Source organism: Paenibacillus cucumis (ex Kampfer et al. 2016) (assembly GCF_019748695.1).
Classification (GTDB): domain Bacteria; phylum Bacillota; class Bacilli; order Paenibacillales; family Paenibacillaceae; genus Paenibacillus; species Paenibacillus polysaccharolyticus.
Genome location: NZ_JACLIC010000039.1, coordinates 91,533 through 113,568 on the forward strand (window position 1 = coordinate 91,533; position 22,036 = coordinate 113,568).

14 protein-coding genes are annotated in these 22,036 nt (G+C 46.5%); 4 read left to right on the forward strand and 10 right to left on the reverse strand.

What is annotated here, in order from left to right; translation table 11 throughout:
• Nucleotides 1-14 precede the first annotated feature (14 nt).
• The gene (locus tag H7T88_RS22005; protein WP_154983307.1) at nt 15-959 is read left to right on the forward strand and encodes a helix-turn-helix transcriptional regulator; all 945 of its coding nucleotides are present in this window, start codon (nt 15-17) and stop codon (nt 957-959) included.
• Nucleotides 960-1,052: 93 nt separating this feature from the next.
• Here H7T88_RS22005 and H7T88_RS22010 read toward each other — a convergent pair whose 3' ends face one another.
• The 7 genes from H7T88_RS22010 to H7T88_RS22040 form a co-directional block, all read right to left on the reverse strand.
• Nucleotides 1,053-1,394: a DUF3221 domain-containing protein gene (locus tag H7T88_RS22010; RefSeq protein ID WP_186812234.1), complete on the reverse strand. Its 342-nt coding sequence runs from the start codon at nt 1,392-1,394 to the stop codon at nt 1,053-1,055.
• A gap of 198 nt (nt 1,395-1,592) precedes the next feature.
• Nucleotides 1,593-3,437 (reverse strand): glycoside hydrolase, encoded by a 1,845-nt coding sequence (locus H7T88_RS22015; protein WP_154983309.1) that lies wholly within the window; start codon nt 3,435-3,437, stop codon nt 1,593-1,595.
• A 111-nt stretch (nt 3,438-3,548) separates the two neighbouring features.
• Nucleotides 3,549-4,886 (reverse strand): glycoside hydrolase family 43 protein, encoded by a 1,338-nt coding sequence (locus tag H7T88_RS22020; protein WP_154983310.1) that lies wholly within the window; start codon nt 4,884-4,886, stop codon nt 3,549-3,551.
• Nucleotides 4,887-5,446: 560 nt separating this feature from the next.
• Nucleotides 5,447-8,425: a beta-galactosidase gene (locus tag H7T88_RS22025; RefSeq protein WP_221790315.1), complete on the reverse strand. Its 2,979-nt coding sequence runs from the start codon at nt 8,423-8,425 to the stop codon at nt 5,447-5,449.
• A 113-nt stretch (nt 8,426-8,538) separates the two neighbouring features.
• A complete protein-coding gene (locus tag H7T88_RS22030; protein ID WP_221790317.1) occupies nt 8,539-10,035 on the reverse strand; it encodes a glycoside hydrolase family 30 protein in 1,497 nt (498 codons plus the stop codon).
• Between the two features lie 224 nt (nt 10,036-10,259).
• Nucleotides 10,260-11,288, reverse strand: coding sequence for a LacI family DNA-binding transcriptional regulator (locus tag H7T88_RS22035; RefSeq protein ID WP_090915238.1), 1,029 nt, complete (start codon nt 11,286-11,288; stop codon nt 10,260-10,262).
• A gap of 90 nt (nt 11,289-11,378) precedes the next feature.
• Nucleotides 11,379-12,311 carry a metallophosphoesterase family protein gene (locus tag H7T88_RS22040; protein ID WP_221790319.1) on the reverse strand — a complete coding sequence of 311 codons (933 nt, stop codon included), beginning with the start codon at nt 12,309-12,311 and terminating at the stop codon, nt 11,379-11,381.
• A 51-nt stretch (nt 12,312-12,362) separates the two neighbouring features.
• On the opposite strand from H7T88_RS22040, the gene H7T88_RS22045 reads away from it, so the two are divergent.
• Together H7T88_RS22045 and H7T88_RS28870 are read left to right on the forward strand one after the other, a co-directional pair.
• Entirely contained in the window at nt 12,363-12,725 is a 363-nt protein-coding gene (locus H7T88_RS22045) for an iron-sulfur cluster biosynthesis family protein (protein WP_221790322.1), read from the forward strand.
• Nucleotides 12,726-12,943: 218 nt separating this feature from the next.
• Nucleotides 12,944-14,008 carry a hypothetical protein gene (locus H7T88_RS28870; protein WP_260511068.1) on the forward strand — a complete coding sequence of 355 codons (1,065 nt, stop codon included), beginning with the start codon at nt 12,944-12,946 and terminating at the stop codon, nt 14,006-14,008.
• A 149-nt stretch (nt 14,009-14,157) separates the two neighbouring features.
• On the opposite strand, the gene H7T88_RS22055 is transcribed toward H7T88_RS28870, so the two are convergent.
• From H7T88_RS22055 to H7T88_RS22065, 3 genes are all read right to left on the reverse strand, one after another.
• Nucleotides 14,158-16,218, reverse strand: coding sequence for a methyl-accepting chemotaxis protein (locus H7T88_RS22055; protein ID WP_221790323.1), 2,061 nt, complete (start codon nt 16,216-16,218; stop codon nt 14,158-14,160).
• A 238-nt stretch (nt 16,219-16,456) separates the two neighbouring features.
• The gene (locus H7T88_RS22060) at nt 16,457-17,332 is read right to left on the reverse strand and encodes an amidohydrolase family protein (RefSeq protein ID WP_221790324.1); all 876 of its coding nucleotides are present in this window, start codon (nt 17,330-17,332) and stop codon (nt 16,457-16,459) included.
• Nucleotides 17,319-20,570 carry a GNAT family N-acetyltransferase gene (locus tag H7T88_RS22065; protein ID WP_221790325.1) on the reverse strand — a complete coding sequence of 1,084 codons (3,252 nt, stop codon included), beginning with the start codon at nt 20,568-20,570 and terminating at the stop codon, nt 17,319-17,321. The genes H7T88_RS22060 and H7T88_RS22065 overlap by 14 nt, the downstream gene beginning before the upstream one ends.
• A 387-nt stretch (nt 20,571-20,957) precedes the next feature.
• Between H7T88_RS22065 and H7T88_RS22070 the strand changes: the two genes are divergently transcribed.
• On the forward strand, nt 20,958-21,551 hold the full coding sequence (locus H7T88_RS22070; RefSeq protein WP_221790326.1) for a DedA family protein: 594 nt from the start codon (nt 20,958-20,960) through the stop codon (nt 21,549-21,551).
• Nucleotides 21,552-22,036 lie beyond the last annotated feature (485 nt).

Below are 22,036 nucleotides of genomic sequence, written 5' to 3' on the forward strand. Positions count from 1 at the left end.
TTTAGGGAGTATATATGCACAAAGCGCAAAGGCTTGTTCAGTTAATTATGTTAGTGAATGAACGCAGAACGTTTACCGTACAAGAACTGGCCGATGAATGCGGAGTATCACGTCGAACCATGATTCGAGATTTGGCGGAATTAAGCGAACTGGGCATCCCCCTTTATTCCGAAGTTGGTCCTCATGGTGGTTATCGTGTTTTACGTGAAAAGGTGCTCCCACCCATCAGTTTTTCCGAGCATGAAGCTATGGCTTTGTTTTTTGCCGCTCAATCGTTACAGAACTATAAATCTCTACCTTTTAACAATGAAGTACAAAGTGCGTTACGCAAGTTTTTCCATTATTTATCCAGTGACCTCAAACATAAAATTGAACGGATGCAGCAAAGACTCACATTCTGGGTACCACCGCATGAACTCGATGTTCCTTACTTAAAGGAACTTTTGGAGGCGGCATTGGAACAGAGAATCGTACAAATTCGCTATGAAGCAAGCTCAGTCCAGGAACGATTGATTCAACCTCTTGGACTGTATACGATGAATGGTTTATGGTATTGTAGGGCCTATTGTTTTCGTGCAATGGATCATCGTGTATTTCGGGTTGACCGGGTTATTGGGCTGCAATGTGAAGTGGATCAGAGCCAAAAAGTCGACCTGAACGAAGAAAATATTCAAGAATGGATCATACGTGAGGATCTGGAAACACCACTGGAACTTAAAGTCTCACTGTCGCCAGAAGGCGTGCGAAGATGTCAATCCGATGTGTGGTTATCACAATTTTTGAAGGTCAACGAGGACGGCTCAGGAACAATTCATGCTCATATAGGCACAAGCTACACCCCTTGGGTGGTCGGTTTCTTTCTTGGCTTGGGAACAGATGCCCATGTGACGCATCCCCCGCAGGTCCGTGACCAGATTCGCACCAAGTTGCAAGCCATGGCTGCACAGTATGGGGATTAGGGTTACATTATAGAAAAAAAGAGCAGCTTGCACGTGGTCATAGCCCGGTTAAGTAGACATCAAAAGGCAGATGTATCCACTATAACTATGACTTCATTTCACCTGATCTATTTTGGTAGCTACCCCTCGACTAGGGTAACTATCCTCATACTGACCTGTTGTCCATACCCGCACTACGTCACCAACCTGAGCACTATAATCTACTCCTGTCGTTCCCAATATGTATTGTTGTTCCGTACTTTTAGTAGGTGATACGGTTATCGTTGATTCATTTTTCTCCAGAACCATAGCTTCGAAATTGGGTTCCTCATGTACTTTTTGTTGGACAGATTCATTTGAAATCCCTGCATCACCGGTAGTCATGACTTCACGGTCACCTTCAGTCTCACATCCGATGAGAATAAGGGTCGTTACTAACATAGTTGTTACTAACATAACTGGCATCTTACTTAATATGAATTTATGCTTCATTTGTATCCCCCCAGTAAAAATGGTATATCCTTTGTAACGTAAGGGAGATTCATTTTGTTGCAATCCCGAATTGCTAAGCCAGTAGATCCTCTCAAATGAAAAACAGCCTGCTATAAGCAAGCTGTTCCTCGTGCATCATGCCACTACCGAAGAGATTGTACTCTAGTTCACCTTAACCAGACTCCATTGTTGATTCGCTCCGCCGTTATCCTCCCATTGAATCGTAGAAGCACCCGCACTCATCGATCCTTGATTAATATCGACAGTAAGGCCGCTGTTACGATTAGCCAAAACAATATATCCGCCTACATCAATCGGCAGCCACTGCTGGTTATACCCTCCGTTAGCCTGCCACTGAATTAGCGATGCTCCGCCCTGTGTGGAACCGGAATTGACATCAAGCAACAATCCGCTGCCAACGTTCCGGATGGTGTAATATCCGTTGCCTGCCGGCTCCAGCTTCCATTGCTGATTGGCTGCTCCGTTATCACTCCATTGAATAATGGTCGCGCCTCCGGCTGAGGAAGCACCATTCACATCCAGTACAAGGCCGCTGTTACGGTTAACAAGCTTGTAAATAGCCCCTGCTTCATACCCTGTGCTGCCACTGTAGGCTGCGCCAGAGATCACATAAGTAGTTACCGAATTCGCTTTAGACGTCGTTGTAAACTTTTTATTTTGAACCGATATGTTCGTCAATTGTTGTAATTTCTCCGTTGCCGAAGTGCGGTACACTTGTACGGACGAACCTACACTTGAGAACCGACTCAAATCATAGGTTACCGAAGTATCGGTGGATTCCGAGTTTGTCGTAACGAGTACCACTTTGCCGGATGCCGCATCATACGCCGCAAGGGTATTCGCATCACTCATGCCAATGATCTTGTAACCTGGACGAATAAATTTGCTGTAATTCCCCATAACGTAGTATTTCTGATTAACCGTATAACTGGTCGTTTTTGTATTGTTCAGCACGTTTTTGAAAAATCCCCAGCCTTCCGCACTATCTACGGCCTGCCAGTACACCCAAGCCGTAGCTCCCATGTTACGCATATCCTTCAGAATGATACGTGACATGGTAAGACCACTTGCATCTCCATCTCCGTATTCGGATGTCCATAAATGTTTGCCCGCAGATGCTGCCGTATTACGCATTGCTGTCCGGTTGCTACCATTATACGTATGTGTGTTAATCTGGCTGATCGCTGATTGAACGGCAGTGCTGTAGCTTTTATAGGAAGTGTTGGTATCATCCAGATTGTTTTCTTCCGGTGCACTTAGCTTGGTGGTTAGTCCTTTGGCAATCAAAGATGCCTGAACCTGACTTAGAATCGCATTCTGCTCAGCAAGGCCGAAGTGCATGCCCTCCTGATCATTCCCTTGCTTCCACCAATTCGAGATTGGTTCATTCAGTGGGGTCACCGTATCAAATGTAATGCCCCAATGATCCCGGAAATGCTTCACAACCTCCGTCAAATAATCAGCAAAATCATCATAATAATCCGGCTTGAGGTTATTACCGCCATTCGGCGCTCCCGAGACACCGCCACTGATCGTCATCCAGTAAGGTGCCGAGTTAGCAAAAGCTTCAATGATGTTGACTCCCTGTGCCTTGGCAGCTTGTAACATGTAACGCTGATTAGCGTCGGCAGTCCAATCGTACACACCTGGAGAAGGTTGAAAACCAGGAACCGCTTTACGGTATTCAAGGACATTGGATGAAGGGTCATCCCCGCCTCCGATGTTATATCTCAGAATGTTCATGCCAATTCCTGTCGCAGGATTAAACATTTTCTCCACATATTCATCCCGATTTGAATATTCACCAACGACCTTTCCCCACCAAGCCAGCGATGTTCCCCAACCTTCCACTGTCTGATATTGTTTCGATGGATCAGCCACAGCCGTATAAGCTCCAGCAGCCGATACTTCGGACCCTGAACCCAAGCTTCCAACCAGCAGTGTGCCACTTAATAGCACCGCACTCATTCGTTTCAACCACTTCATCCACTTCACTCCTTATACATTTTTTAGATAAGTCATTGGGTAAAAACATTCGGGTACCATCCTGACTATTAAAATCGAAATCGTCTGCTAATTCTTGACACTTGCCAATAGCTATGGAGTGATCTCCCGGAAAGTTGCATCGGATTTATCCAGAGCCGTGACAACAGGTTGCAAACGTAACACTTGATCGTAATGTCTCAGATACAGATTCGGATTGTTAAATAAGCTATACGAAGACCAGTTTGTATTCGCCAGCCCGTTAACCCGTTTGAACGTTGCATCATTGCGGAACGCAGCAGTTCCGTCATTTTTCACCAGCACAACATTGCCATTATTATTGCGCAGGAAATAACCAGGATAATTCATCGCTTCAAACGAGATGCCCATCGCATTCGCCAAACCAGGAATGATCCGAAACTGCGCATCCTCTGCTGGACTCACGCTGGCATCAATCCGAGCTTGATAGTTATAGTGACGAATGAAACTGCCTGGTACGTTAAACGATTCAAGCTTGCGAATATCACCCGGCTGACCGGATTCTTTCAGTACGGTCATATGGCGTACCATGCCGGACAGACCCGCGATTTCCTGTTTGCCACTCCAACTCTGAAAGTTGTCCGCCGAGTCGCTGTAATAATATTTGTGATCTGCATACCCATCAAAATAAATTCGCCAAGAACCATTATCGAGTTGGATCAACGCCGGTCCTTCTACCCAGGAACCCCAGCCCGCCCAATTACCTGTGCCTTTAAACGTGTATGGCCCTTTCAGCGAGTTGGACGTGGCATATTCAATGTATTTAGTCGTTTCGTTCTTCGTAAACGCGTGATAGGTTGAACCTGTCTTTACTACAAAAGTGTCAATATAGTTGGAAGCAAGACCTGTAAGCACCGCAGGTGCAGACCACGTTGTGGATGCCAGATTGTTTCCTGATGCGGTGATGACATGTGGCTTGAAGTTCTCATAGTTGCCAGGAGAGAGAGAGACGATGATGTTCACACTACCATTCGTGTCTTTGAACCATTCCGGTGCCCAGGTATGGGCAATCGGGGTTGTAGTAGACAACGTAATATTGCGGACAAACGTCCAATTCATCTTGTCCGGGCTGGACGCGATGCCAACCGTATTGCCTGACCAGTTGGTGGTGTACACCACATAATACAAACCATCGGTGTGTTTCATGATGCTGGGATCGCGAATTAAGTCCGCCGCAGGTGGGGTATATGCTGGACCTTTCAGCAGTCCGTAGTGTTTCGCGTTATATGACTCATAGATATACATGTTGGACTCGCTTGTGTTCGTAAAAGCCGTCATCGTATACACACTGGTTGTTGCTTTCACCGTAATTGGGAATGTGATCGTGAATATCATCAACAATCCTAACGTGAGTAGGAGTACAGCTCTATGTTTGCCCCATCGCTGTGCCCTGCGTTTCCTTTTGGTTAACATGAACCCAGCTCCTTATCCTGCATAAGAATCATATTGGAATACCTTCTGACTGAACGAAGTGTGTGCTTGAACATACTTCCTTTGCCAAGAAGTACCTTACGGTGTCTGCTCCCGTCCCATTTACATGAAACATCACCCCCTTTACAGGAATACACGCTTTATGTATACGCTTACAAAATATAATCTTTGTCTCCCTCTCTTGAACATAGAGATGAAGCACTGCTACTTTTCTTTCTTTATGAATTCGCTTAACCCCCCTCATTCTCATATAAATCAGTTTGAACCAAGAGTCGCTATCTATACCAAATTCTCCTATGATTTAGATTTATATATAAGAATGAGGGGCAATTTCCTACAGTCTAAGGCTATTGCTAACACCTAGGGCTATCGTTATCCAATATTATTTATACTTGCTCTATTGCATACATCTTAGATGCATGGCTCTTAAAAGATTTCTAATTTCTAGTTCTATTCTTACTTATATTCTTACTTCTATTTTCAATTCTATTTTAAATTCTGTATTTCCCTTCTATTTTACATGCTATTTTTAGTTGCTATTTCTATTGTCCCACTGTACTCCACGGATATCGTGACATCTCATCCAGCAGCAATCTTACCCGTTCGGGTGTTCTGCCTTCCTCGTCAAAAATGAGCAGTTCATTCTCTTCCCTCAGCCACGCAACAGGAATTTTGTAGTCCTCCTGCGGCCCAATCTGCCAGTATCGGCCCAAATGGTGTCCGTTGACATGAATCGTTCCTTTGCTCATGCCCGTCAAGCGAAGCATCAAGTTTACTTTGTGATGCCCGGCTGTGACAGGTTTGGCAAAACGCCAGCGATACCATACCGGCTGACCGTATGAAGCGCCCGGTGTAGTCACTCCTGGTGTATCCTCTGAGAGATTACATGACTCCCATGACGCAGGAAGTAACGCATCCGTACCAGCCATTCGCCAATCCTGAAGCTCACCCTCATGAAGATAAGTAATCAGCTCAAGTCGATTGAGTGGTGACCGACTATATGGCATCTCAAGCGTATTTACAACGCCAGGCTTCACGTAGCCGGATATATCCAGCGTCTGGAACGCAAACCAGTCCTGATAAGCAGGCATCGGAATTTCAATGCCGTTAATACGCAAACCTTTGCTCGGAGCACCCACAAGTACAGCCCGATCCATACCATCCAGCGTAAAACTTTGACGAAGCACCGTTCTTCCCCGAATGGAGTTCACTTCATCCAAATGTATAGTTCCTATTTCTGTTCCTGTACTCGTATCTGTCTCTGACTCCATCTGCCAATCGCGGCGAATATCCTGTACTTGCCCACCAAGGTACACCGCTCCTGTCACACCCTTGTGTTCCCCAAGATAAGGAGAAAAGTTTAGTCGGCCCATATGCTGTACAAGCATTTGCAACGTATTCTGCCCCTGAGTTACCTGAATGGGAACAGCCGCCGCACCAACCTGGCGCACTAGCGCTTGCTCAGCACCGTTAACGATAATTCTCGCGGTATCTTGTATGTTAGGCAGCACGAGATTCATCATTCCATCCACCGTACTATCAAAATCGCATTCATACAACAGATAGCCAAAGTCCTGACCGTACTTGGAAAAATCGATAGGATGCCCGCTCGCAGAGCGTTGCTTTGCCGTTAATGTAACACGGGAGAACTCAGGAGATTTGCACAACACCGGAGCCAGAGGCGCTGCAGGAATCACCCAAGCAGGCTGATGTTCAACTGCAATAGATGCTGATTCAGGCTGTGTCTCCACTTCTTGAGTAAAAAACTCACGTCCAGTCCGTGTCTGTTCGCCATCTTGCCAGTCGCCCAGCAACATCGTTGTACGCTCGGGATCAGAGATCATGCCTTTCACTTGCCCGGACGCCGTGACATCCACATCGTCAAAACCGATGGCATAACGCAAGCTTTTGCCATCAGCAGATTCCATTCGCCATGTGCGATTCATCGCGTCACGATCCAGAATGATGAACCGAATGGCGATGCCACTCGCTTCAAAACGCATTATTCCCGGCTCCTGAAAATGGAATAGGTCAAAACGATATGCATTTCTCCCCGCATCCTGTTCAATCAGTACTTGCATCGTGCTTTCTTTCAGGATCAATCCTCCTGCCATCGCGTCCTGTTTTGCACCCAGTTCCAATTCAACCACCGAGCGTTGTCCACGGTCAGCTGTGATGAACAACGTCAGTTCTCCATTAATCATCTCTTTACCGGTTATTAAAGCTCCTGCGGTAAGGTACACCTGTTCAGCAATTTGCACACGATCCAGCAATGGAACAATCTGTCCCGGATGAATCGATATCGGCAACGTACGGCCTTCCTCAAGCGTAACGCTCACTGTCTCACGTTCATCCTTGTGACTCTCCACGAACCAGATTTTTTCTTCCTCCGCCTGCCTCCCTCGTACGGAAATGCCGCCCGGATGCCGAACCTGAATCTTTTCAGCTACGATCTCCTCAGATTCCATCAGCAGTGATCCAAACGCACGCACAAAATAAGACAGGTTTTTCGTCACTGCATATTTCGGCGTCACGCGTCCATATTCACTCAGCGGAGCATCGTAATCATACGATGTGATCATGAATATATCGCTGTCACCCAGCGTTCTTCCACCATATCCACCGAAATTAGTGCCCCCGTAGAACATGTAATAACTGATCCCCGTATATCCGGCTCGCAGAATTTCCATGATTCTTCGGTCCAGCAGAGAAGGCGTCTTCTGGATTGCCGAAGGTCCTCCCCAATTTTCAAACCAGCCGGTCCAGAATTCAGTAACAATCTTTGGTGTATCTGGCTGTTTCGAACGTAAATTCGCATAATGTCCATCCGCACCAGACCAGAAGTTCGCTCCCTCAATCGTTCCTTCCGCTCCGCCAACACATGTAATCAGCGGGACGTCTATCCCTCGTTCCAGTATCCCATCTCTAAGTGTGGTCATATGTGTGCTTGCCGCATCATCATCCATCAGATAACCGTACTCGTTTTCGACCTGGACGAGGATTACCGTACCTCCGGCAGACAATTGACGCTTACGAATAACAGGGATGATCTGATCAAAGTAGAGCTGCACATAATGAAGGTACGTTTCATTATTTTCACGGAATTTTACATTCTCTTTCGTTCCCAACCAGTACGGAAATCCACCAAAATCCCATTCCGCGCAAATAAACGGACCCGGTCGTGCAATAACCCACATACCTAGCTCTGCACACAGATCAAGAAATGCACCGCAGTCGTTATCGCCTTCGAAGGACCATTGTCCCTCTTCCGGTTCGTGCACGTTCCATGCGAAATAGGTATCAATGCAGTTCATTCCTGCCAGCTTGGCCTTCATTAAGACATCACGCCATTCTTCCTTAGGCATACGGAAATAATGAATGGTCGCACTGTTCAGGAAGATACGTTCACCGTTTAGATAAAAGCTGCGCGCATCATATGTCAGCTCCGTATGAACATCATTCTTGCTGCTGAGCTTGTTATTCTCTTGTTCTTGAAACAAAAGTGATGTTGGTTCTGTCAACGCGATCCCCTCCTTCTCATTTTTATAGATAAAGAACGCTCTCTATTGAACTGCGAATTTACACGGATCACTCCGATGTTAGAATAACTTGCAGATCGGTGCGTTCTCCGCTATTACTCTGCAGATGGCAAAACACCTTCAAGCACGACAGTAGTGATGGAGTTATCTGCGGTTGGCACTTCAATGCCGTTAGTGTACACCGGGATATCCTCCAGCTTCTGCATATTGAGCTCCGGTGATGTCTGGTACACCTGGGCGGAGCCTGTTTTGGCAACATCCCAGCCGGTCAGGTCAAATGCTTTGTTTTCCGCTGACAACTCATTCCGAATCACCAGTACAAGCCGCTGTGCCTTGGCATCATAAGCTGCAAGTGTTCTGCCTTCATCCGTCGGAATAATAACCGCGCCTGGACGAATGTACTTCGTGAACTGGGCCATACCATAATATTGTTTGGTCATCTCATATTGTTCATCTCCGTTAAAATTCGCATGAATGAAACCCCAGTTGTTATTCGCTCCTTCGTCTTCAACAGCCTGCCAGTATACCCAGGCGGAAGGCTGCATGATTTTGAGATCAAACATGATACGGTCTGCCAGCTCCTGTACCGAGGTCATGTCCTCATGGTTATGCGGCTCGGTACCGCCGGTGCCATATTCAGACATCCACAGCTTTTTGCCGAGTTTATCAGCCAGAGCACGCAGTTCTTCCATTTTGCTGCCGTTATACGAATGGGTATTCATCTGCTTCACCGCATCGATCGTATCCTGGTCATACAGGCTGAAATTAAATACGGTCTCATCGATGCTATTATCGTCCGCAGCACTGATTACCGTGCCATCCAGTCCTTTGCTTTGGAGAGAAGCGGCCGTTTTCTTAATAATCTCGGCCTGTTTCTCAGTACTGAAATGACTGCCCTCCTGCTGATTCCCCTTTTTCCACCAGTTAGCCGAAGGTTCATTCAGCGGATCAAGGGTGCGAAATGTAATGCCCCACGTATCCCGATAATGCTTCACCACTTCCGTCAAATAGTCGGCGAACGCATCATACTGATCTTCACGCAGATTATTACCGCCATCCTCGGCACCAGTGACCGAGCCACTAATCGTCATCCAATACGGTGGTGAGTTGGAGAAGGCCTCCGTGATGTTGACTCCGCGTTTGATCGCACCCTGCATTACGGAACGCTGACCCGCATCCGCTTCCCAATCCCACTTGCCCGGCTCAGGCTGAAAACCTGGAACGTCACCACCTGGACGAAGCGCGTTCATTTCCGGGTTCTCTTCACCGCCTATATTGTAACGAACGATGTTAAGTCCCAAGCCCTTGGCCGGATCAAATATCAGATCCATAACCTCATCCACCTTCGCCTGATCCTTCCAGCCACCGAGATCATTCGCCCACCAAGCCAGCGACGTACCCCAGCCTTCAAAATGATCATACGACTGCTCCAGCTTGAGACGCACCGGATCTTCCTGGAATACAAGTGCCTTGGGAGTTGAATTCATATAATGATTGATAGCCATTCCTCCTACCGCTACCAAGGCCAGCAAAGCTGTACCTGCGAATACCAAACCTCGTCTGCCCCTGAAACGCTGTTCATGATGTGCCATCGTGACTCCTTCTTTCGTGATCCATAGATCTTCTAAGTTGATGTAGTTCATTTTGTGAAGTTGCTCGTGTTGTGTACATTTTGAAACCCATTTCATGAAATCGGTTTCATTAAGTTGAAAATTAAAACCCGTTCCACAGTATGAAAAGGGTCTCATTTACGCCCTCATTATATTTCACGCTTCAAATAAATGTCAACGCTTTCTTTTTTGGAGAAGCAGACCTACTACCGGGCGGCAGGTCCTGTACTTTGGCGGATAATCAGCCTAGGTTCCAATACATTCTGTTTCTTCGGTTTGCCTTGATTGATCAGATCATGTAACATATCCACGGCCTGTTTGCCCAATTGATACGTATTCTGGGATATCGTTGTCAGTTCAGGGATCACGGCACTCGCTAGCGGTGTATCATCAAAACCGATGATCGAAATATCTTTCGGGATCGACAAACCATACTCAATGGTCGATTTAATCGCGCCAATCGCATTATTGTCGTTGACACAGATCACTGCCGTTGGCGGATTGTCCTGCTGCAGAAGTTTGGACATCTCCCGCTTGCCGTCGTCAATCGAGAAACCACCTAACAGCTGGCGTTCTTTTGGTATTTCAATCCCATGTTCACGTAGTTTCTTCTGTACCGCTTTCACCTTGACCATCGTGGTAGATAGCTCCTTCATTCCCCCGACAAAAGCAATCTCCCGATGCCCCAGCTCAAGTAGATGCTCTGCAGCCATAGCCGCACCGGCTCCCTCGTCTGTGTATACCCGGTGAAGTCCGCTCTTGGCAATGTTACCATTGACCAGCACAATAGGCATATGCCTGCTCATATCCATCAATTCCTGTGCCATGTTATCAGGGCAGACCTGTAAATTGATACGTCCACCGAGAAAGATAATGCCATCCACCCGTTTCTCACGCAAAATAGAGAGATATTCAGACTCACGATTAGAGTCCCCTGCTGTGTTACATAAGAAGAACGTATACCCGAGTCCACGTGCTTCATTCTCTGCCCCCCAGAACACTTCAGGGAAAAAGGGGTTGGTGATATCCGGCAAAATGATGGCGATGGTGCCCGTCTCTTTCTTGATCAGGCTGCGTGCCTGAGCGTTCGGTTGAAACTGATGTTTCTCGATAATCGACATTATCTTCTCTCGCGTGCTGGCACGAACCGGAGCCGTATCATTCAACACCCGGGAGACGGTCGATACAGATACGTTTGCTTCTTTCGCAATATCATATATGGTGATCGATGTCATAGGGGGGAAACCTTCCTTTTTTCTCTATTTACCTGCTTATCATACCAGATAAGATATCACGAATGAAATGCATTTCATTCTACAAGATGCCTAGCGTGTGAAAATAAACAGCTTGCTGTCGGCATTCACTACTTGTGTGCCGTTGCTCAGTTGAACCAAAGGCATATCCCAATGGGTATGCCCGCTGAACACCAGCGTCTCCGGCCCGGCCTCCAAGGCCTGCCGGATGAGCGGTTCACCCCTAAGCCCAAGCTCGGCGATGCCCGGGCTTTGGTGCAAAAGCAAGCAATCCGGTTGCTGCTTCAGCAACTTGAGCACGGATTGCAGGTACGGCTCTGCCGGCAGCCGGTTCGGCTTGTCAGGCCTGCCGATGATGCCGCCAAGGCCCGCGATGCGTAGCTGACGCGCCTTGGCGGCGTGGGGCGCAAGGCCATCCGGTGGGTGGCCAGCGCTAATGATTGCAGCTGGTCCATCCATGCAATGGATGCCCTCGCTGTGGTGTAACCGATGAGCGTCTGCATCATCGGTTATATCGTGGTTGCCGTGGACGCCGGCAACCCAGCCGAAGGCTGCCCTGAAGGCAAGCCAGACGGGAACCGGATTGCCGCTCGCTCCCCTTTTCCCGCGCAGGGCATACATATCTCCACATAACAGCACACCCGTCTTCTGCGGATCGAGCTCAGGCCACTCCACCTCCATCAGCAGACGAATATAGGCAGGCAACATCTCACCCAAAAGCTTATCCGTAGCCCATGTGTCAGAAGCGGCATCAGATTCCTTCTCCATCACAGGTTCAATTCCCTGCAAATCCGAAGTGACAATCAGTGCATCGATACCTTTAGGCAAGCCATCTAATGTACCGTGATAGATCGGAAGCTGAGCCTGAATGACCTCGCCGCCAGGAATCGCATTCAAATACGCATAATGTTCAATGGGATCATGATTCAGTTGCTGTATTTTCAACTTACCTCTCCCCCTTTCCTTATATATTATTTTACATTCTAATCGGCAATTATGGTCCATATATTAAATTGTAAGCGAATTCATTGGGAAACAAAGGAGTGTGACGACGCCATGATCATTCAAGTGAGTCCGCAGGCAGAAGAAAGACTGGTTGAACAACTGGGCGACCAGCCGGGCTTTTTCAAGTTATTTTATGATACTGATGGTTGCAGTTCTGATGGAATTGCGGTACTTCTGATCTTAAATGAACGAGACAGTGATGACGTGCCTATTGAGGCAGGTTCGCTTCCGTTTGTGATTAATAAAAAGCAAAAAATTCACTTTGAAGCCTGTTTACGTCTGCAATCCGAAAATAACTTCCCTTCCTTCCGTCTCAGCAGTGATTCAATGATTTACGGAAGTAACGTAAAGGTGCATGATCTGCGGGATGTAGCTAACGTAACGTCTGAATCTACGGATTGGTCTATTAAATAATCACTTTGCATGGATGAAGATTAGAAACAGAACCTCCCTCTCCCACAATGTTGCGGAAAGAGAGGTTTTGTTGGTATATCTACTTTATTAACCAAATTCCAGAGCAAGCAATTTCTTTATATTATTATGTTGATTGATAACCAAACCCTTCTACGACTTGTAACGTTTATTTTACAAGCGCCCTAAACACAGTAACACTCAAGAAAAGAGGACTACCGATGAGAAACTTCCATATCCTGTACCAAGCTATTCCCGTACTCATAATCTCACTCATATTTATTTCAGGATGCAGTAGCGGTGAAAGTAGCACTAAAGCCCCTCCACCAACAATTAAGCCTGGCGAAGCACAGAATCGCGAATACCTTTCCATTACGAACACCGAATACGTCAATGGGACAGATTCCGCGGATGGAATGAAAATGAATGTGTATACATACGACTTAGAGTCCAAAGCTCTCAATAAAATGACTGACTTGCCATATAACTCACAATATCCCTTGACCGTAGTTTCGTTGGCAGAAGACACCACGTATTATTCGGGTGAGGGCAAAAATAAAGGGGATGAGCTATTCGCTTATGATATGAGAACACAGCAAGTGCAGCAATTAAGTTCTAATTTATTTGCGATAAATGCAATAATCCCGGATGTCACTGAGAATACACTAATGATGGCTGCTGTGCAAAAAGGAGAACGCCCTGTAAAGGTCATGTTTCTGGATAAAGCAACACAAAAAATCTCGATATTAAATGAGCAAGATTCAGATACGACCACATGGGACATCGCATATGATCCAGAAACAGAAAAAGCATACGCCATCCAATACTCTGAGGAAGAACAATATGAGCAGATGGAGAAATCAAATCAGACCCAAAAACCGATGGTTCCACCAAGTCATACCATTATCGAAATTGATCCCGTAACGAGTCAAACTCGTGCAATCATCAAACTCAAAGATGAACAGATTCTCACTTTATCCGCAAGAGGAAACCAGCTTCTCATCGCAACGGCAAAACACATTAATAAAATGCCCATCGGATATAGTCTTGTGGATCTGAAGACAGGACAAAGGAAGGAACTTCATCTTCCGATCAAGGCCAGCAGTGAATTATTTCTGGACAAAGACGGTAACGGATTTTATTTTCTTGGGGAAAAAGGGAATGGCGATACCGAGAGAGGTATTTACTATTATGATATGAAAACGGATGAGATAGAGACTGTTTTTCTGCAAAAAGAAGGGTTCATTAATAACTTCACGCTGGTATCAGAGCCAGGCAAAAAATAAAGATACTCCCTTTAACAATAATAAATATTTTTACCGTGCGAGCATCAACACATAAAAAACCTCCCCATCCACTATTTGGAATAGGAGGTTTAATCTATTTAATGAAATCTTTGAAGTTGTATCATTGGGTATACTTCATTCAATCCTTGCTAGCTCGTCTTGAATCGTGCTGATTCCTCGGCCAGCTGTTTGGTCAAAGCATCGATGGTCTGCACCAGCTCCGCCAAATGCTCGGTCATTCCGGACTGCTCCTCCATGGTGGCGGTGACTTCTTCAATGGATGCGGACACTTCCTCGCCCGAAGCAGACAAGTTCTGCGCAGCGCCAAGGACTTCGTCTTTATCCCGTTCAATCGATTCAATCTCGGAGGCAATCGCCTGCACCTGATTCATCATATTTTGCATATTTCGCGTTGCAAAATTAAAGGTTTCCTTGGTTTGCATCACGCTGCTCTTATGCTGCTCTGCAATCGCTTCGATGGCCTGTACACTCTGGTTATTCTGCTCCACATGTTCAATCGTTTGCATAACGATGCGATGAATATCTTCGGATTGCGCGGTTGTCTGTTCTGCCAGCTTGCGTATTTCGGAGGCTACTACGGCAAATCCACGGCCCTGCTCTCCTGCCCGTGCCGCTTCAATGGACGCATTCAGCGCAAGCAGTTTGGTCTGATTCGCAATTTCGGCAATGGTGCTTGTGATCTGCTGAATACCGGATGAACTCTCTGCGAGTTGAACGGTTATCTTGGAGATGTTATGCACCTCTGCTTCATTCCGATCATTAACGGCGATAAGGGCGTCGATCACGTCATGATTATCTCGGAATGCATCTGTAATTTCATCCGCTTTAGCCATGACAGACTGGGACATCTCGTTTACATTTACAATTTTGCTACCCACGTTCATGAATTGATCCACGATCGCCTCTGTATCGTTAGCCTGCGACTCCATTGCACGGGATATTTCAAGTGCAGTGGCTGTGGTATCGGTAATCGATGTAGATGTCTGCTGTGCAGACTGATCCAGTTCCGCCGTACTTTTATTCAAAACACCAATAGAAGCGTTCATACTGGCAATCAGTTGTCTGTTTCCTTCAGCCATCGTGTTAAAGCTATCCGCGAGTTCGCCGAACTCCCCACTGTATTTCTCCTTCGCCTGTACCGTCAAGTCTCCCCCGGCAAGCTGTTTAAACAGTGCGGTAATGGATGTAACCGGCTTTGTCATCACCCGTGAGAGTAGAATCCCCACAATGATTGAGAAGGCTATGGAACTGAATAGAACAATATACATTTTATTCGCCATGCTTGTTAGAGGTTGATTGACGTCTACGTAGGAATCCTCAACTATAATCGTCCAATCCGATTGTGGAATTTTGGAATAAAACACCACTTTCTCGTCCGTGCTTACCTCGCCCTGTTGTAATTTATCACTTGGAGCCAAATCCACAAGAGACTTGTATTCCGCGCTTTCTAACGGTTTCCCTGCCATATCTGCATCTGCCGAGTGATACATCACCTTACCCACCCGATCCAGAACAATCACTTTACCTTCATCATTAATCTTGACGTTCTGCAATTGGTTCACAAAAAATGACGTAGATATCGTGGCAATAAGTACTCCGTTTACTTGCTTGTTTTCATCATACATTGGAGATGCAAAAACCGTGCCAAGTGTACCCAGCGTTTTGGAAATGATGCCTTCACTGATTACCTGACGGTCTTGAATTGCTTCCTTAAAATAAGCCCGATCTGCCCGATCTCCGCCCACGGCCTTAGGGTCGTTCGCTGCGACTACCGTGCCATTCTTATCAATCAGCATGAGCACAACAGCGCCCTCAATACCTTCTAAACTTTGAGCTAATATATCATTGGATTCACTAATTAAGCTCTGATTTTCCTCGAAAAAGGTACTGGCTTCCTGCTCTTGATTCGCACTCCGAATCGCCAGCAATTGTTCAAAATCCTTATGTTTCGTCATTAGAAATGCGGCTTGCTTGGATAACTGCAGGGAGGTGAACAGCCCTGCTCCAATTCGATCCGAATTGGCATGAATCTCATCTTTACTCTTTTTCTGTGTAATTCCTTCAGCTACCTTATAACACAGCACAGCCGTTACGGTCAGTACGATACACACGAGAAGACTGATCATTAATGGTAATTTGACCCGAAAAGACATATTCCTTAGTCGCTGTCCTGCTTTTGCAAAAAACATAAATACTTCCACCATCCATCCTCTTTTTGTATGAACCCATATAATATTTGATATTTTAATATCGGCATGGACCTAATAATCTGACAGTGTATGGAGCATTTGCACAAAAAAAATTTTAATGATCTAAATTTATTACTAATTGGAATGAATGGTGGCGACTCAATGAGTAGCGATCTCTCATATTGAAAAGAAAAACAAGCTCCTGCCAGCAGAATGGCAAGAGCTTGTTTGGGGGTTCCTATGGCTTCGTAATACGCTCACTAATACGTGGAAACAAGCTAAACGCGTTCTCGTAAAACACTTTCTCATGATGCTGTTCTGGCACAAGTCTGCGAACAAATTCAGCATACAAATCAATAGGTGCAAGCGGCCAGTCGGTGCCGAAAAGCATTTTCTCATAATGATCCGAGTAGACCAAAGCCCTGCGGAAATGATCCATAAACAGCGGTTCGTTCATAAAGCGTTCGAAGTGAGGACGATCCCCCACCACAAGCCCAGATAAATCTGCGTACACGTTAGGGTTCTTCGCCACCACCTCAGCTGCATCCATCACCCAGGGATCACCGAGATGGCATATCATGAAGTTTACGCCGCGCTGTTGCAAGGCAAGCTCGTCCACCGTTAACGGATGCGAATATTTGAGCAGCCCGTTCATAGAGTAGGTGTCTCCAGTATGGATGACCACAGGCAGATTATATTTTGCAGCCAGCTCATAGACCGGGGTATAGATTTTGTCATACACATAGTGGTGATAATATCCGGCGTACAGCTTGATTCCCGCAACTTCGGGCGATTGCAATCTGGCTTCGATCCGGTCCAGCTCGTCTTGAGCTTGTTTGCCGTCCAGTCGGTTAGGGTTAATGCCTACACATTCCATCAGAAACGATGGAACCTGTTCTTCCAGATCCAGCCCCATCGGGTTAGGCGAACTGGAATCCGGGAAAGCCCCCTTCGTTTGCTCGCTCACCCCCATGCCAATGCCAAGAATAACATCATTGCGATCAAATTCTGCCTTGAGACCCGCCGCGCTGTAGTCTACTTTGGACAGATCAATCGCAGTACGGTGAAAGCTGTCGATATCGGATAGATGAATGTGAATATCAATGATGGGCATCGGTGGCCTCCTCTTCGCTTGTTGATGTTACAAAGTTCAGTTTTAACAAATCATGCACATCTGCCGTATTGAGCGAGATCGGCCCCAGAACAAGATAGGTCGGCTCTGTCCAGACGGTTTCGCCATCTTGTATCGTAAGCTCATGTGCTACGTTATGTCCTGTTACCAGGTTGTTCGCAAACGCCCAGGCATTCTGGTTCGGGTAACGATTCACCGCGTGTAGCATGTTTTGACGTGAAAGGGAGCCTATTCGGAATATGTGCTTCAAAGGAAGCCCAATGTCTACTTTGCCGAGCGGAAAACGATCTTGACCCGGTTGCTCGATCCAGCCTTCTGTATATACTTCCGAAGGTTTGAAGAAACGACCTTCTGTAAGAGCATAATTTGCTCGTGTCAGACCAGACTTGTTGGTCACCGCAAGTAAGGTGCAAAGTACGGGAACGCCAGGCAGCATCAGATAATGCTGATGAACGGTCATTCCCCGGTTCGCTTCATGTTTCTCGATACGAGTGGTCACCTTCAAGCCTTTCCACACGTTACCGAATTGATCCTTCTGCTCCGACCACGATAGACTCGTTTGCTCCAATTGACGGCTAAAGCCGTTCATGCCTGGAATATCAACAGCCATCCCGCCATACCACGGATTCCACCACGAACGAGCGGCAGGTTCAGGATATGAACTGTCTAGCCATTCCTCGCCTTGAACTTTCAGAGAGTGTACAATCCCCCCGAATGCCGGATCAGCCGTAATAGATAACACACCATTGTTGACGGTATATAACGTCTCTGAACCATCTACTCCCTTTTCAATCCGTTGTAGCACTTCAGACCGTGTCTGCGGGAACCAAAGAGAGATTCGTTCCTGAATCCGATCTTCTCCACGATACACGCCCCGTACTTTCCATATATTCAGTTGCTCATATGGGTTGGTACTGTCGGGGGTGTCAGACCCTTGCAGGTCAAGGCGGTCCGCTGTCGTTACCTTCGGCGCTCCCACTACCGTTTCCTCAGGCGAAAACTCCAGCTTATCCGAGTTCAACTGCTCCGTCGCATCGAACTCGATCGTACGAGCTTTAATCTCGGGTTCCTTACCTTGCTGTACGTACAGCTCCAGCGTACCAGCAAGCTGAACAAGCTTACGCTCAACCAATTCAGCCTGTAGTACGTCCGCAGCAAATGGATTGCCATCATTCAACATCACATCCAGATGACTGTCCAGCATCGGAATAACTCCATTAGGTTGTTTACGGGCGAATGCGCGGAAATCCGTCCACTTGGCAAACGTGTTAAGCGCAAATACCGTTTCCTTCGTGGCTACCGAGGCCCCGGCCTCCAAACGTCCCAGCTCATGCTGTAATGCCAGCGTATATTCGGGTTTGATCAGCTTCAGCGAAGGGTCCCAATAGATGCCGCACGCTCCGTACTCTTCCTTGCAAAATAGCCAGTTCTCCGTAATCTGTCCCGTATCCCAATGGTTTGGATCCCCGGCATAATCATCCCCCATATCTACAAAACGACCCTGATAGGGCAGAATGAGCCGATTGCCGAAGAAACCGAAGTGATCCATCAGGAACAGTTCTTCTTCCCATGCTGTATCACGTGTATTCACAACCTCATGGGAGAACGTAGCGATTCCGTTAGCGGACAGTTTGGCAACCGTCTTCAGCAGTAATCCCGGGAAATTTTCCAATTCATAGGCCGCTTCCATAACCTGATGATTCCCTTCAGCAACAATCCGTACTTCTTTGGCTTCTTTCAGGGACAACTCCTCCGAGTACGGTTTCCCCAGCTTCGGATAATTCCACCAGAAGGAGTGACGCGACCCAGGATATTCGATCCACATGACATTATCATGTTTGTTCATATGGAGAGAGAACGCACCGTTCACTGCAATCCACTGGCCATTCGCCTCACCGCCATACCTGCCTTCAATGCCCTTCATCAGCACTGAGAGTTTTCTTCTAAAAGAAATCTCCAATCCCCCCGCCGGAACAGCGGTAATCTCTACATCCTGTGCATAGATGCCATATGAATGCAGTGTAAACGGAACGGACACGGAGCGTTTGCCCTTCGCAGGTACTGTGAATCGCAGTGTGCGCTCTGTCCAGTCTAGAAATGCTTCTTCTGGCAGTTCCATAACAAATTCTGTTTCCGCATCCACATTGTTTTCCACGTTCAGGATTAACTCTGCCGGAATACCCGGATATAGTTCCTTCACGGGGAGAACTGGTGTAATCTTCGCAGGGAATTTAGGTTGAAGGCCAATACGGAACTGAGCTTTCCTGCCGCCAATAAGCCAAGTACTGCTAATGACCGGATGCGTTTTATTCTTGTTTTGTTCTTCGGTCACCGGATCGAGGTAAAACTCCCCCTCTACCGTGATGGTTTCGTCTGGTTGCAACGTTCGCACAACATCCATAGCAAAACGGATATTTTTGTCGTCCTGTCCTTTGATCTCGAACTCAAGATCGAGGTTGGATTTATTTTGGATATGATAACGCACGGGATAACTCGAACCAAACACCAGATCATGATGATCTACTTCGGTGTGAATGCTGTAATCCGGCGTTTCGAGAGCGGCCAAGCCGCGGCCTGTTTTTTCAAAAGATGCCCGCAGGGAGAGGTCCTCTTTTTGCCACGTATAATCCAAAAAATCGAATCCACGCTCCTGCCGTCCATCCGGCTCGATCACCAGTTCACGGGTGCTGTCAGCGTACCAGTCTAATGTTTCAAAGTAAGGTGCTAGCGCCTCGGTCTGCAATACGGTCGGGATAAAGTTCATGAGATGTACGCTATCATCTTTTTTCTCCCAAAAGAAACCACATTTCTTGTACATTGGCACCGCCTTCGTATTGCCCGGCCATGTGAACAGATCCAGACGCGGCCATCCGGCCTCAACCGTTTTCTCCACTGCCTTTAAGATCAGATTGCGACCAATCTTGTACCCATGGTAGTCCGGGCGTACGTTAAGCAGCGGTACATATAGTGCATTCTCGTCAAAACGGTAATGGGCAAAGCTGCAAAAACCGACGACCTCTACATCATGAACCGCCAGAAAAACATGCAGATTGGAGGAGTTCTCCATCTCCTGACGAATCGTTTCCTCTGTCCGCTGCCTCGTGCCGCCTCCCCAGCTCTCATTACTTTGGTTCCACATATCTGCCAAGCTGGCGGCATAAGAAGCGTTGTATTCAACAATACGAATCTGATCGATGATCATTTGTGATTGTACACTCATGTTCGGTTCTCCTTCTCTATATGTATAGGATGGTCTTCGTGAACACTAACCGGCCTTAGTCTGATCGCTACTAAACTAACCCAGGACCTGTGTGGCAAATCTAGCGATAGTCTTATCATACTATATTTGGAAACATTTTCAGAGTGTCTTCGTCTCATAGATTCATATTGGCTCTAGAACGATTATAAGTAAATAAGAAACCTTAGACCGCGGTTGTTCGTATCTAACTAGGGGCTGTCTTTGGCTTATGTATAGGCTAACATATACGGTGGTGATAAGGATAAATTGCCTTGACTGTGAGTTTTGACAAGCGCTGTTCGCCCTTGGTACTCTGAAGAGAGCAGTGTCTACTTATATCAAAAATAGATAGATTCATGGAGGGAAAGCATGACGGAGTGGATCACGCAATTCATACTGTTCTTTAAAGATTTGTCCTATGCAGGTCTTGTTATTGCCCTATCGTTTGAATTTGTCCCCGCTGAACTTGTTCTGCCCATGGCGGGATATTGGGTATATCTCGGGGATATGAAGCTATGGTTGGCTATTCTGGCAGGAACCGTTGGCGGCACATTTGGCCCATTAACGTTATATGCACTCGGACGCTACGGTGGCAGACCGATGGTGGAGAAATACGGAAAATACTTCCTCATTCGCCCCCACCATGTCGATGCTTCCGATAAATTTTTTGAAAAATACGGCAGCGGGGTCGCTTTCTATGGCCGCTTCGTACCCGGCATTCGAACGGTCATCTCCATCCCTTGCGGTATGGCAAAGATGAACGTTTTCAAATTCAGCATCTTTACCTTTCTCGCCATGCTTCCGATCACATCCATCTACGTGTACCTCGGTTACAAACTGGGAGCACAATGGGAAAACGTCGGTGAAGTGGTTAAACCGTATGTCATCCCGGCAGGCATGATCTTCCTGATTGGTTTTGGACTGTATATGCTGTTGAAACGTTGGAAAAAAAGACCAGCTTAGACAAGGCAGAGGCTTGTTGAAGTAAGGGAAGTGTGATTGGTAGGTGAGGTGGATTTGGTACTCATCATTTTTGGAGATAGATAATTTCAAAGCCCAGCGATTGTAAGAATCGTTGGGGCTTTTGTTATGTTTTTCTTTATTATTGAAAAAAGAAAACAGACCCTCTCTATATAAAGCACTTAAATTTTATTAGACTTTAGTATTTAAGATATCTTTAGAAATAAAATTGCGTCTTGGTCACGAAATAGTCAATCTCCTACTAGTGTAAAATAATTCCTTGTTTGTATTGAATTCTTCGTATAGACTAAAAAAGAATTAGTGGCCACTGATTCCAAATTTTTAGGCAAGTATTCTTATCTATTGCAGTAACAAGGAGGAGTCCCTACTTGGAATTTTTTTATCAATTCTTAAAGGGACGATAGAAAATGCACTCTTTATGAGTGAATAAACGATTGATAATGAAGTATTTAAAATGATGTTAATCT